General features: G+C 50.6%; 8 protein-coding genes and 1 pseudogene. 5 read left to right on the forward strand and 4 right to left on the reverse strand.

Going from position 1 to position 14,612, the window contains the following annotated elements:
* From AC0QH1_RS06835 to AC0QH1_RS06845, 3 genes and pseudogenes are all read left to right on the forward strand, one after another.
* Positions 1 to 192 (forward strand): annotated as a pseudogene (locus AC0QH1_RS06835) (photosystem II D2 protein (photosystem q(a) protein)); the annotation flags it as partial.
* Between the two features lie 134 nt (positions 193 to 326).
* A complete protein-coding gene (gene psbC / locus AC0QH1_RS06840; RefSeq protein ID WP_324630236.1) occupies positions 327 to 1,688 on the forward strand; it encodes a photosystem II reaction center protein CP43 in 1,362 nt (453 codons plus the stop codon).
* A 255-nt stretch (positions 1,689 to 1,943) separates the two neighbouring features.
* Positions 1,944 to 2,129 (forward strand): PCP reductase family protein, encoded by a 186-nt coding sequence (locus tag AC0QH1_RS06845; RefSeq protein WP_324630229.1) that lies wholly within the window; start codon positions 1,944 to 1,946, stop codon positions 2,127 to 2,129.
* Between the two features lie 125 nt (positions 2,130 to 2,254).
* Here the strand turns inward: AC0QH1_RS06845 and AC0QH1_RS06850 are convergent, their stop codons facing one another.
* Complete coding sequence (locus tag AC0QH1_RS06850; protein WP_324630230.1) at positions 2,255 to 5,350, reverse strand: efflux RND transporter permease subunit; 3,096 nt, start codon at positions 5,348 to 5,350, stop codon at positions 2,255 to 2,257.
* 7 nt (positions 5,351 to 5,357) lie between these two features.
* The gene (locus tag AC0QH1_RS06855; RefSeq protein ID WP_324630231.1) at positions 5,358 to 6,062 is read right to left on the reverse strand and encodes a permuted SH3 domain-containing protein; all 705 of its coding nucleotides are present in this window, start codon (positions 6,060 to 6,062) and stop codon (positions 5,358 to 5,360) included.
* 109 nt (positions 6,063 to 6,171) lie between these two features.
* Between AC0QH1_RS06855 and rppA the strand changes: the two genes are divergently transcribed.
* Both rppA and rppB read left to right on the forward strand, forming a co-directional pair.
* Positions 6,172 to 6,864: a two-component system response regulator RppA gene (gene rppA, locus AC0QH1_RS06860; protein ID WP_324630232.1), complete on the forward strand. Its 693-nt coding sequence runs from the start codon at positions 6,172 to 6,174 to the stop codon at positions 6,862 to 6,864.
* Positions 6,865 to 6,876: 12 nt separating this feature from the next.
* On the forward strand, positions 6,877 to 8,262 hold the full coding sequence (gene rppB / locus AC0QH1_RS06865; protein WP_324630233.1) for a two-component system sensor histidine kinase RppB: 1,386 nt from the start codon (positions 6,877 to 6,879) through the stop codon (positions 8,260 to 8,262).
* 107 nt (positions 8,263 to 8,369) lie between these two features.
* Here rppB and AC0QH1_RS06870 read toward each other — a convergent pair whose 3' ends face one another.
* Both AC0QH1_RS06870 and AC0QH1_RS06875 read right to left on the reverse strand, forming a co-directional pair.
* A complete protein-coding gene (locus AC0QH1_RS06870) occupies positions 8,370 to 9,182 on the reverse strand; it encodes an SWIM zinc finger family protein (RefSeq protein ID WP_324630234.1) in 813 nt (270 codons plus the stop codon).
* A gap of 84 nt (positions 9,183 to 9,266) precedes the next feature.
* A complete protein-coding gene (locus AC0QH1_RS06875) occupies positions 9,267 to 13,889 on the reverse strand; it encodes an SNF2-related protein (RefSeq protein WP_442957291.1) in 4,623 nt (1,540 codons plus the stop codon).
* Between the last annotated feature and the right edge of the window lie 723 nt (positions 13,890 to 14,612).

Genomic DNA, 14,612 nt, shown 5'->3' on the forward strand with positions numbered 1-14,612 from the left:
GGTCTCAACCTGCGGGCTTATGACTTCGTGTCTCAAGAGCTGCGGGCGGCGGAAGACCCCGAATTTGAAACCTTCTATACGAAGAACATTCTGCTCAACGAAGGGATCCGCGCCTGGATGGCACCGGCTGACCAGCCGCACCAAAACTTCGAATTCCCGGAAGAAGTTCTGCCACGCGGTAACGCCCTGTAGAAATTCCGATTTTAGAGTGGCGATTTTAGCCGGGGTTTCCCGCTAAACTCCGACTCTAAAATCTACCATATTCAGATATCTGTTGTCGATCGCAAAAGAGGTTGTCATTAGTGCAAACATCTTTTAATCCTTCGATGGTCATGGGCGGACGTGACCAAGAAACCAGCGGCTTTGCGTGGTGGGCGGGAAATGCCCGTCTCATCAACCTATCCGGTAAGCTGCTTGGCGCGCACGTCGCTCACGCTGGCTTGATCGTGTTCTGGGCTGGAGCGATGACCTTGTTTGAAGTCGCTCACTTCATCCCGGAAAAACCCATGTACGAGCAGGGCTTGATCCTGCTACCCCACCTCGCCACCCTCGGTTGGGGTGTCGGTCCGGGTGGTGAAGTCATCGACACCTTCCCCTACTTCGTGGTTGGTGTCCTCCACCTGATCTCTTCCGCCGTACTCGGTTTAGGCGGTATTTATCACGCGGTTCGCGGTCCAGAAACCCTGGAAGAATACTCGTCCTTCTTCGGGTATGACTGGAAAGACAAAAACAAGATGACCAACATCATCGGCTTCCACCTGATTATCCTGGGTTGCGGAGCGCTGCTGTTGGTGCTGAAAGCCATGTTCTTTGGCGGTGTCTACGATAGCTGGGCACCGGGTGGCGGTGACGTGCGGGTGATTACCAACCCGACCCTGAATCCCGCCGTCATCTTCGGCTATCTGCTGAATGCTCCCTTCGGTGGCGAAGGCTGGATCGTCGGCGTTAACAACATGGAAGATATCATCGGCGGTCACATTTGGATCGGCTTCATTTGTATTGCTGGTGGTGTCTGGCACATTCTTACCAAGCCCTTCGGCTGGGTGCGTCGCGCTTTCATCTGGTCTGGAGAAGCTTATCTCTCCTACAGCTTGGGCGCGCTGTCCCTGATGGGCTTTATTGCTGCTGCCTTTGTTTGGTTCAATAACACCGCTTATCCGAGCGAATTCTACAGTCCGACCAATGCTGAAGCTTCTCAAGCTCAAGCACTCACCTTCTTGGTTCGCGACCAACGCTTAGGTGCCAATATCGGTTCCGCTCAAGGTCCGACCGGTCTGGGTAAATACCTGATGCGCTCTCCCACTGGTGAAATTATCTTCGGTGGTGAAACCATGCGCTTCTGGGATTTCCAAGGTCCCTGGCTCGAACCCCTGCGCGGTCCGAATGGCTTGGATCTCAACAAGCTCAAAAACGACATTCAGCCCTGGCAAATTCGCCGCGCGGCTGAGTACATGACTCACGCTCCTAACGGTTCGATTAACTCCGTGGGTGGCATTATTACTGACATCAACGGCTTTAACTACGTGAACCCCCGTGCTTGGTTGGCGGCGGCTCATTTCATTCTCGGTTTCTTCTTCTTAGTCGGTCACCTGTGGCACGCAGGTCGCGCTCGCGCGGCGGCGGCTGGCTTCGAACGCGGTATCGATCGCGAAGAAGAACCGGTGCTGGCAATGAGTAACCTTGACTAATTTGCCACGGTTCGGAGGCGGAAATCTCTCAAGCTGATTTCTCCCTCCACTTCCATAAAAAACTCCTGCTTCACCGCAGGAGTTTTTTCTTTGGGAATGCAAGGGAGAAACCTGTTGACAAAAAATCGCTCGGATTTTATAATAGAAAAGTTTGTTAAAATTAACCTAAATCGGTCAGAAAACTCCAGACTCGAGACAACTATTCTGAATTGAAAATTTAAACGAAAAAAAAGCCGCTTTCCAGATAATTCTCTTATGGCCAATTCTGATTTTACCGACGAACTCGAATGGACGCCGGAAGCGAAGGCGAAGTTAAAAAATATTCCTTATTTCGTGCGATCGCAGGCGCGTCAGCGCATCGAACAACTGACGCGCGAGGCAGACCGTGACGTGGTGACTGCTGAAATTGTGGAACAGGCGCGCTTGGAATTTGGCCAGTAAAGCGATCGCTCACAGTAGCCAACGAACGAATTGCGTTCGTTGGCACTCTTCCCTGCCTACAGTTTTGAATCTACCGCTATGGATGATTCCGATTTCCACCGCGAACGGATTTCAACACAGACCGGTTATTGTTTGGGCATCAACTGCTTGCCAAATTGGGAGTAGAGTGCTGGAATCACCAATAAAGTCAAAGCCGTCGAAGTAAATAACCCCCCCAAAACCACAATCGCTAACGGTTGCAAAATCTCATTTCCGGCTCCACTCGCGATCGCCAAAGGCAACATCCCCAGTGCAGAAGTCAAGGCGGTCATCAAAATAGCATTAACCCGGTCTAGAGACCCCTTGAAAATCGCATCTTTCAGATACATTCCCCCGGCGAACTTCGTATTGTAATTATCCACCAACAACAACCCATTGCGGACGGCAACCCCAAACAGAGTAATAAACCCAATCAGGGAAGCAATTGACATCACGCCGCCACTGAAAACAATCGAGATAATCCCACCCACCAATGCCAACGGCAGATTAAGAATAATGGCGATAGTTGCCGGGATCGACTTCACGGAGAAAAATATCAACACCGCAATGGCGATCGCCGCTAAAACGCTAAACAAAACTAAATTATAAGTGGCCCGTTGCTCCGATTCAAACTGGCCGCCGTACTGAATAAAATAACCCTTTGGCAACTGCAAGTTCTGCCGAATCCGAGCTTGAATATCGCCGACGACGCTACCCAAATCACGCCCTTGTACGTTGGCCGAAACCACAATTAAGCGCGATACATCTTCCCGATTGACCACATTCGCTCCCATCCCGTAATCAACCGAGGCAACAGTATCCAAAGAGATTGTTTCCCCGGTTGGAGTTGAGAGGGGAATAGCACGAATGGCATCTAAACTATTGCGAGCATCCTCAGTTAACGCCACAACAATATCGATAAGCTGCTGGTTTTCTGGCACTTGTGACACCACCCGGCCATTCAGAGCCGTTTCCACCACCGCTGAGAGTTGTTCCATGCTTAATCCATAACTTGCTGCGGCGGCGCGATCGTATTGGATTTGCACCTGACGGATTGGCAATTGGGGTTCGAGCTGCAAATCAACAACCCCAGGAATGAGTTCGATCGCGTCGCGGACTTGTTCGCCAAGCTGGCGCAGTTGGACTAAATCCGGCCCAAAAATTTTAATCGCGATCGCGCTCCTCACCCCAGATAAAACTTCATCCATGCGGTGGGAAATAAACCCGCCAATATTAGACGCAACACCGGGCAACTTCAGAAACGACTCGCGCAGTTGTTTCACGCTAGCTTCGCGATCGTTTAAAGCAAGGTCACTGAGTTCCACATCCACATGAGCCATATTAACTCCTGCACCATCCGCGTCCCCAGGCGCGCGTCCCGCGCGGACTTGCACCCATTCGTACAGGGGATTATCTTCGAGGGAATTGTAAAGTGCCATCCCTGCCCGATTCGTCATCTCCAGAGAAACACCAGGGAATAACACCATTGAGTTGACCAAAGATTTTTCTTGGAATTCTGGTAGGAATACCCGTCCGAGAGAAGGCACGATGGCGAAAGCTGCAACTAAGGCAGCCAGTGCCACACTTAAAATGATTCGGGGCGATCGCACCGAGAAGTTGAGCAATGGACGATAGAGCCGTTGTCCCCAACGGGAAAGGAAAGTACCTTCTTGCGGCAGGGTTTGATTCGCCAGTAAAATGGCACACAGCGCCGGAGAAAGGGTCATCGCAACCAGGGTAGAAGCGGCGATCGAGAACAAATACGCCCAGCCCATCGGCGCAAAAATCCGTCCTTCCACGCCAGTCAAACTAAAAATTGGCGCAAATACGACAATAATAATCACCGTGGAAAAAATCACGGCCAATCGCACTTGCACCGAGGTGTCATACACCACTTGGAAAGGGTGTTTCGGGTTGCCCCGCGCTTGATTGCTGCATAGTCCGCGATAGCAGTTTTCCATATCCACGATCGCGTCATCCACCACCGAGCCAATAGCAACCACTAACCCGCCCAATGTCATAGTATTAATCCCCAAACCAAAGGCATTCATAAATAACAACCCAATCACTAAAGACAAGGGAATCGCGCTCAAAGCGATCGCCGCAGTGCGCCAATTCATCAAAAACAGCACCATAATCGCGGACACGATGATGATGCCTTGAACCAGAGAACCACTGACATTGCGAATGGCAGAATCAATGAAATTAGACTGGCGAAAGGTGCGGGTCACCTGAACCTCAGGAGGAAAAGTCGGCTGCAAAGACTCCATCACGGCTTCCACCGCTTTAGTGACCGTGGGGGTATCCACTTGGGGCTGTTTGGTTATCATCATCACCACAGTCGGTTCTCCGTTAAAGCTGGCATCACCGCGCTTGAGTGCGGTACCCGTTTTAACTTCCGCGACGTCTTTGAGTAAAATCGGTCGCCCATAGTCCACCTTCACCACAGATTGCTGCAAGTCTTCAATGGATGTGACCTGCCCAATCCCGCGCACCAATAACTCTTGACCCCCGCCAATCAGAAAGCCGCCGGGAGCATTGGAATTTGCACCTCTGGCTGCCTCGGTGACTTCGGTGAGGGATACATTGAGCGATCGCAGTTTTTCCGGATCCACTTGGACCTGTTCCTGACGCTCGTCACCCCCGTAAACGGTAACTTGGGTGACGCCCGGTACCGAGAGAATTTGGTTGCTGATGGTGTCATCTACCAAGCGGCGCACATCCATGAGGGAAGTTTCCCCATTGGGGTTCACCGTAAAGGCATATTGCAAAATCGTGCCCAATGGCGATGCTAACGGCGAAATTTCGGGTGGAGGAGTCCCTTCTGGAAACCGATCGCTCACCTGTTGCAGCCGTTCCGTGACCGATTGCCTTGCTTTATAAATATCGGCATCTTGGTCAAACACCACCTGCACCATCGACAGGCCCACTTTGGAGGAAGAACGCACCACATGCACTCCGGGCAAGCCATTTACCGCAGTTTCGATCGGCACGGTGATTTGGGATTCGACTTCCTCAGGAGCGAGTCCAGTCGCCTCAGTCTGAATATCCACTTGAGGCGGGGCAAATTCTGGGAATACATCCAGAGGCATCTGGGAGATGGTGATGACGCCCCACAGGCTAACGAAAATAGCACCGATAACAATCAACCAGCGATGGACGATCGCGCTTTTGAGGGTGTAATTGAGAATTGAGTTCAACATCTTAAAATTACACACCCCCTTTCTTGCGGTTGCCGATCGCGGCGATCGCCCCCACCACTAGCAAGGTTCCCCCACCAAAGGTGGCAACAGTTGCCATTGGAAAACCCGTAGAAGGTTGAGTGGATTCGCCAGACTCCAAGGCAAGATTGCCCGAGGTATCGTCGCTGTGGGCTGTGCCGCTAGAGTTTGCCTGAGCTTGGGCCTCGCCAATTTGGGAAGCGTCAATCTCATCTGTACCAGCGGCTACATCCTCAGTTTGGGAAGCGGCGATCGCATCTGTACCCGCCGCCGAATCGGCAGTTTGGGTTTTGCGCGATTCGGCATAGAGGGACAAACTCCCCTGAGTGACCAGCTTCTCCCCAACGGATAATCCCTGGGTGATTTTAATCAATTCCCCTTCGGTGGCACCGGTGGTCACTTCCACTGGCTCATAAAAATTTTCGTATTGCACAAAAACTAGCTGTTTCCCGTCTGCATCGACCAAGGCGGTGACAGGCACCATCACCGAGGAGCTACCATTTGCCGCAGAAGCGATCGGCGCGACCACAATCCCCATGATTCCATCGGTTTCGGGATTAACCGGCACTCGTTCAATACCTCCTTGTGCCTGGAATTCATCTCCATGCCCCACATGGGCCAACCCAACTGGGGGCGCAGTGACGGCTAAACCCACTGCAAGCAGACCGCTGATTATCGCAAAAGGCTTCATCATAACTCCTCACGCTGTAAAACACTCCCCAATCTGCCACAGGGCAGATGAAATTCAGGTGAAATAAGGGCGGTTTTGCTAAAATCAAGCCTGTGGTTCATTTCATGGAGCGATGCGGATTCTGCTGGTAGAAGATGAAGCGGATTTGGGACTGGCAATCAAACAAGTGTTAATCAGCGAAAAATATGTGGTGGATTGGGTGGTGGATGGTACTCAGGCATGGGACTATCTGGACAACCCGTGGACGGATTACACCGTGGCGATCGTGGATTGGCTTCTCCCGGGGCTATCCGGATTAGAGTTATGCAGGCGTCTGAGATCGCACCAGAATCCTTTACCCGTGCTGATGCTTACGGCTTTGGGTGAGCCTGAAAACCGGGTTAAAGGGCTGGATGCTGGAGCGGATGATTACTTGGTCAAACCGTTTGTGATGGACGAATTATTGGCAAGGTTGCGGGCACTTCAGAGGCGATCGCCCCAACTCCAACCCCCCACCCTCACCGTTGGGCCATTCACTCTCGATTATGGAAATAATGCCCTCTGTTTTGGGCTAGAGCAACCCGCGCAAACTATTCCTTTAACCATCAAGGAATTTCAAATCTTTGCCTACCTCATGCAAAATTGCGATCGGATTATTTCGGGGAGCAAGATTCGGGATCAACTCTGGAATTTTGAAGAAGAACCCCTGAGTAATGTGGTGGCAGCCCACATGCGGTTATTGCGCCGGAAATTAGCTAGCTATGGCTGCACTTGCCCTATCGAAACGATTCCCGGTCAGGGTTATCGATTCAACACCTCCCTGTGAACTTCCTCTGCTATGAATAGCCATCAACTCTTTCGTCGCAGTCGTGCCCGTTTAGCACTCTGGTATGCTGGTGTGATGGCGGTGATTTTGAGTCTGTCAGGATTGAGTCTGTATCGCTCCCTCATTCAGTCGAATTGGGCGGCAATGGAACGGGAAATAAAGTCGATCGCAGGCACGCTCCACGATAGTTTGGAACCCATGCTACCCACTTCTGGAAAGCCAACGGCTGTTTTGCGGCGTATTTTGCCCGAACTTTGCGTGGCTCAACAGCCTTGTAATGTCAGCCCAACGTTGATTCAACGACATACCACTGGCATTAGCGATCGCAATACTTACTATATTCGTCTGTTTAGTCACCAAGGCAAACTTCTTGCCTTTTCCCCCAATCAACCTCGCGGCATTTCTACCACTTTCAATTCTGCACCTTGGCAAACATTTCGCAGTTCCAATGGCATTCGCTATCACCAATTTACTATCATTTTACACAGTCACTATGCCAGCCATTCCGCGCAGGTTCATCGTTCTAAGTCATCTTGGGGATACTTACAAATTGGCCGGACTTTAGAAAATTTTGATGCTGAAGTCAAGCGGATGCAATGGATTTTGGCGGTCGGATTTTCTATTGCGTTAGGTTTGGTTGCTCTTTCGAGTTGGTGGCTTTCGGGATTAGCTATGCAGCCGATTTACCAATCTTATCAGCAGCAGCAACAGTTTACTGCTAATGCTGCCCATGAATTGCGATCGCCTCTCGCCAGTCTCTTAGCGACTGTAGAAGCGATTTTACGAGTGCCGCACTCGAATCAGCAGGATATTTCGACTATGCTCCAAACTGTTGAGCGACAGGGACGCCGCTTGAGCCATTTGGTTGCAGATTTACTCTTGTTAACCCGTCTCGAGCAAAATTCATCCCCAACCTCTTGTGAGTCTTGTTGCTTAAACGATATAATTAATGATTTGACCGAAGAATTTTTAGAACTGGCAACGATGGCAGAAATTCATCTGGTCAATCAACTTCCCCATGAGCATATTTATGTGTCGGGGAATGAATCCCAACTGTACCGATTGGTCTCTAACTTAATTGCTAATGCAATCCAATACACGCCGCGTGGCGGTCATGTGATGATAGATTTAACTCGCCGCGATCGCCTTGCCTGTATTGCGGTTAAAGATACGGGAATTGGCATGGATGCAAAAGAACACACCCGCATTTTTGAGCGCTTCTACCGTGTGGATAGCGATCGCTGTCGTGAAACTGGAGGCACAGGGCTTGGCTTGGCACTGGTGCAGGCGATCGCCCAGAAACATCACGCACAGCTCGAAGTCGAAAGCCACTTAGGATCCGGCAGCACTTTTACCCTAAAAATACCCGTTTCCTCCGTTACCCAAAAACTCAGCTAAAAAGACTTTTCAACCTCCTTTATTCTCTAAATCCAAGCCGCCTTGCCCACTGGTTCATAGAGGAAAAATCACCGATTTCCAATAACAGTTTATCTCCCCCCTATTCCTCACCCTTCCCGATTTAGAGCCGCTAAAATCGCCTGCTGACTCACCGTCTGGTAAATCGTCTTTAACGATTGCATCGCCGCCTTCCCCGTAGCGGCAGGTTTGAGCGGAATCGTCCCCAACAAATCCAACACCGTTTCGCTACTCGGTGCGGGTGCAATCACCACTAATCCCGACTCTAATTGCTCATTATATTTCCAAAACTTCTCCACATCAAGCGGCGGTTGCGGATATTTGCTTTTCCGAATTTCCACCGCCTCCGGTTCTGTCTCTTCCTCATTTTCCATCCCCCGAATCCGTCGGAGTGCGGCCATAATTTGCTCTTGCTCGCGACCGCGCAATTGAAACAACACAAACGGGTCTTCACTAAAGCGACGCCCGAGTAAATAATACACCGCCGCAATATGCTTGCAAGGATTCGCCTTGTCGGGACAGCTACAGCGCGAATGCACCTCATCCAACGTAAACGGAAACAACCTCACCCCATTTGCCGCAAACACTTCTTCAATATTCGTCGGCATTTCTCCCGCCAACAATTTAGCCGAAAAAATCGCCCGTTCTGCCAAGGTTTGAATCACATAATTCCAATCTTCATCCGTTAGCGGGTCTAACCAAAGCGACACTTTATAGGGTTCCGGTTCTGTCCCTTGGACCCGCGCTACTACTTTTTGTCCCGCAAACTCAATCCCGAGTACGTTGCCCTGTCGAGCATAATTTCGCCCCCGTTCCAATCGCTTCTTAAACCGATAAGAATTCAGCAGGTCGATCCACTGCTGCGCCCACCATTCTTGGTCAACTTCGCTGTTGTAAGTCATTATCGTTGATTCTGTGTTCTAAACTTATACAAAAAATGACCCCCAGAGGGTAGGGTAGGCATTGCCCACCCTACGGGGTTTCCCTCATTCCACCTGTTCATCAATCACCGCATTCCGGTCGAGTACGAGCAAGTTTCGCAGTCGATCCGTATCCAACTGGGTTAACCATTGTTCGCCGGCACCCACCACCTGTTCTGCCAATTCTTTCTTACTTTCAATTAAGTCGTGAATCTTTTCTTCCAAGGTGCCGGTGCTGACAAATTTATGCACTTGCACCTGTTGGGTTTGCCCGATGCGAAAGACGCGATCGGTGGCTTGATTTTCCACCGCCGGATTCCACCAGCGATCGAAGTGGAACACGTGATTGGCGCGGGTTAAATTCAACCCCACCCCACCGGCTTTAATCGATAAAATCATAATCGGCGGCCCTTGGGGATCGTGTTGGAAGCGATCGACCATTTCTTCCCGTTGTTTTTTGCGGGTTGCGCCATAGAAGAACAACACCTCGCGCCCGAATTTCTCTTTTAAATACGGTTGCAGGAGTTTGCCCCATTCGGAAAATTGAGTGAAAATCAAGGCGCGATCGCCTTCTGCTAACACCTCTTCTAACATCTCTTCCAACCGCTGCATTTTCCCCGAACGATGGGGATTTTCCAGGGTTTTCCGTTTCAAAAACTGTGCCGGATGGTTGCAAATTTGCTTGAGCTTTGTCAGCAGGGCTAAAATTACCCCATGTCGTTGAATCCCTTCTGAAGACTCAATGTCTGCCCAAGCTTCATCCACTAATTTCTGATAGAGCTTTGCCTGTTCCAAAGACAACCCGCAAAATTCTACCATTTCTTGTTTCTCGGGCAAGTCTTGGATAATATCCTTGTCACTTTTGAGCCGACGCAGGATAAAGGGGCGCACCAGCGATCGCAAGGTTTCCAAGGAATCCTTATCCCCATATCGTTCGATAGGGGTAGCAAATCGGCGCTGAAAAAATTCCCGCGCCCCCAAATATCCCGGATTGAGAAAATCCATAATCGACCACAATTCTTGCAGTCGATTTTCCACCGGGGTTCCGGTTAACGCAATGCGAAACGGCTGATTTTTCTCATCAATCAATTGGCGCACCGCTTTCGACTGCTTCGCTTGGGGATTCTTAATATTCTGCGCTTCATCTACCACAATCCCCGCCCAATTTACGCTGTTGAGGTCTTTTGCATCGCGGTACACTAGGGCATAACTGGTAATCACCAAGTGTTTCTTTCTCACCCCGGTGGCGAATTTTTTCCCTTTGAGACGTTTGTCCCCGTGATGCACCATCACTTTCAGTTTGGAACCAAATTTGTTTACTTCCCGTTCCCAGTTTCCCAATACGGAGGTGGGACAAATCAATAACACGGGATTGTCTAAGGCTTCTTGTTCTTGCAAGTGGAGCAAAAAGGCGATGGTTTGGATGGTGTTGTGGCACAGAATGTGATTGGCGACAAAATTGTGCCGATCGCTGACTTCAAAATCGTACACCCACCCGCAATAGTCAATCTCTTCGATGTTGGCGATCGGGCAATACAATACCTCGCGATCGCACAATTCTGGCAGATTTGCTTGAGTTTCTCCCAACTGTTTAACCTCCCCGGTGGGCGTCTTCCATTGCGAGGGCGGAATCGGACAATCTTCTCCTTGACCTTTCCCCATCACAAGCGATTCGCTTCCCACCGCCACGGGTTCTAAATTGGGCCGAGAAACCGTTTCGGAAGTTTTCCCATCCACGGAATTGGGCATCTCCAACTCATCTAGGGGCAATGGTGTTTCTTCTCCTGCAGGTGCAACCCTATCGGCGGCGGAAATATGTTCTGCATGGGAATTGCTGAGGCGATCGCACAGTTCTTCTAGTTTCCCCTGTTTCTCTGGATGGCTAAATCCAATCTCTTCGCCAAATTTTCCCGCGCTGCTTCCCGCCAGAATGCCGATATAATCCCGGCGGAAAATGCCACTTCCATCATTGGTAGATTGTTCTGGGGATGCGATATGCAGCCAAATCCCCAATCGTCGCAATAATGCAGAGAGTTGCTGGATGATTTGGAAAGAAGCGGTGGTTATTTCAATCCGGTGCTGCATCGGTAAAATTACTGTTTCTGCTGCATCGAAATAATGCTGTAGAAACAGCCGCACGCTCTCTCCATCTGCCTGCATGATAAACGAGGGAATGGATTTTTCCGCCGATAAATTCCCCCATCGATAGTCTTTGGATGCCAAAAACTCTTGATAGGAAGGACTGGTAAAGCGCAGGCGAGAAACTGAGTTAGAATCGGTGACAATTGTGGGACTATCGATATCCAGGTTATGGCGTTGAGCCAAGCGTTGCAGGGTTTGGACTAAATCTTCCATCCGTTGTGAGTAGGAAGGAGAAATTGTTACCATTGCATCGTGGTTTTCTTCATAACCGACGGCGAGTTGCCATGCGAAAAACTTGACTAAATCCGGGTCTTCGGGTTGTCCGTGCCAGAGTAATTTGACGGGGATGCCGATGCGATCGCCAATTTGAAACTCGGTGCTCCAGCCCTGGGAAGTCAGCAGTTGATGACGGCGAGTAATGGTGATGCTGCTGCCATCTTCTAGGGTGACTTTTCGCAATTTTTCGGCCACCTGTTGCCGATAGAGTCGCTTAATCCTTGATTGTACTATTTTATGGGTTTGATTGTCAATCGAATTCACCCACAATGATGCGATAGGTTCCGCCCAAAATCCTTCGCCATCGAAGTGAGGGGGTTCGGCATAAGTTTCCCAGATTTCTTCGGCTTTTTGCAAGCAGCCATTGACGGCAATTAGGGAGTCGGGAGCCAAGCATTTACCCAGACCCATATCGTCGGCCAAACAAGCGCCTAAACCCCAGCGTTCTAGGAAGGAAAGCCAACTGACACCTCGGGCTTGGTAGGGGCGCAATTCGCCGTTAAAGTGGGTGGGTTTTTCCAGTTCTGCGAGCGATCGCTTCTGGTTTAAAGTATTGAGCAATTCTTCGAGTTGTCCCCCGGCTTCAAACTTGACCACGGGCAATTTTTCCATCGCCTGGGTGTCTCCAGTGGCCAACCGGAGTGCATCTTCTAACGTGAGAGACATCTGGTTTTTGCGGGATTTAAAAAATTCCTGGGCGGCGCGGATATCTTGCTCTCGCAGTTCGACCCATTCGCCATCGATTTCGACTAAGGGAGATTTTAATGCGACTAGGCGATCGAATTCTTTTTTGGAGATTCTTTTTCCGCCGATAGTCAGTTCCCATTTAAAATCGAGCAGATTGTGCAATCCCAAACCTCCTCGCGGACCGCCGGGAGTTTCGGCGCGAATGCTCAATCCCAGACGACTGGCAATTCCTTCTTTGGGAGAGAGACTTTCGGGCAATACTACGCCCAAGCCACTATCTTCAAATCGCCAAGCCACGGATTTGATAAATTCGTAGGCTTGCATCGGTTGGAGGGCGCAATATTGCGGGCGTTGGGTATCGAGACTTTCTTCGATGGGAGGAAACAAGCGAGATGCCAAACCCAACCCGCTGAGCAAGGTTTCCTGGGGACGTTCGATGCGCCGCCCTTGATACACAAATTGTTCTACCGGATTGTTCCAGATAGTTTTGGCATCTAGCAAACAGTAAACATCGTCTACGGCTTGTAAAAAGTATTGCAAGGTCCAGCGATTATCGCCATATTGGGGGGGAACCAGTTCGAAGCAGGCGCGAAACTGTTGTTGTCCGGCTAAATGATGATGAACCGGGGCGGTCCAACTGTCCAAGGCGGATTCGATTTTGCCGATCGCCTTGGCTTCTGCGTGGAGGGTGGCATCATCGGAGACCAAGGCGTGCAGCCATTCGCGCACGGGAGTAGCTAAATTCGGCACAGAATCGTCACTGATTGCCATGCGAACCCGGGCGTCGATGGTGTGACTGAGGAACGATCGCAGGAGGGGTTGGGGGTCTGGGGGTAAATTGACGGCGAGGGCATCGCCGAGGTTAGGAGGCTGATAGGTGCGACATACCAGCGGCATTTGTTTGCTAAAGTGATTGATGCGCTGGCGATCGGTGTCGCTGTCGAGGAGAGGTTGCCAAGTGGCGATCGCGCCTCCTTCTAATTGATGTTCCAGTTTGGGTAAAAACTTGCAGCGCGCTTGCAGATCCAGACTCCAGCGGGCGACATGGGACCAAAATCGCAAGGGTGCGCCGATAAACGCCTCGCCGACGATCGCCTCTCCGAGGGGCAAAGCGGATAAAAACTCCATTGCTTCTTGGGGTGTGAGGCACAGTCCCTCGATTGTCCAGGGATAGAGATACCGGGGAGTCTCCGATGCGGGGAAGGCGGAATGCAGGGGAACGGGCAGGTCGCTTTCCGGGGGCAAATAGGTGGGCATAGCGATCGCCAGGGTTTGCCAGCGATCGAACCCGGGGGTATTTTCGCTTGCCTTTCCTTTTCTCCCTTTTCTGCCTTTTGTCTTTTTGGGGATCGCATCCGGGGGCAAGGTCCAATGCAGGCGACATAAGGCTTCTAGGGATTGCAGAAAGTCGATTAATTCTGCTTGGGTCATCGCCAAGGGATGGGCGGGTACGGTTTCGAGGTCGGCGGATTCTTCCTCGGTCATCCTGCGCCAAGTTTCTCCCCAAATCCACAAATAATCCCCCGGATTTTCCAGTTGGTTTACATCTTCCCTGCGTACCCAACTCCCGTGTAAAATTGCCATTTTTGTTTACGCTCCTCCAATCACTTTTATTGTCAGTAAATCCCGAAATAAAATTTATTATTTTTCAGGGTTTAGGGTGTGCTTTGCTGATTCAACATCAATAAAATTTAATAAATTTTATTATAAGGTCGCCCGCGAGTAAATTTTTCTCTAGGAAATTGCGGAAAAGGAAAGTGAAGGGAGAACGAAGCAGTTGCGGGGGCGAGGTCGGGCTGAGGGGAAAAGTTGAGGCTAGCCGTTGTGACAATTTAGGCGCGGCATTTAAAGCAAAATTGTGTTGTGCCAGGGTGGAGAGGAAAGTGGGCAAAATTGTAGCGCTTTCTCGTCAGAGCTGGTCAAGGAAATTCCCGGCGTCGAGACGGTGGGAATCAATAGATTTATCCTATAGAACACCAAGAGGATGCTGAAGGATTGGCGATCGCTGCACCCCGGGATTGTTCGGGGTAGGGGGTGGGAGTCCCACAGGATGGGGCGGTACGGTGGGATTCGCGAACAAGCTGTGCCACAGTTGAAGCGCGAAGCAAGCCCATCGGGGGTGGTTTGCCAAGGAAATAAACCGCAAGGATTCCCGGTTAAACTAAGCAATTCCGTCACCAGAACTACTCGTCTTCAGAACCGGACTTGAGATTTTCACCTCATCCGGGGACTCAACAATTTGGCCTTTGTCATAGGTACCGAGGCTACCATCACTGGCAGTCTTGACATCGTGGCAATGTCTATGGA

This window comes from Phormidium sp. CCY1219 (genome assembly GCF_055795085.1).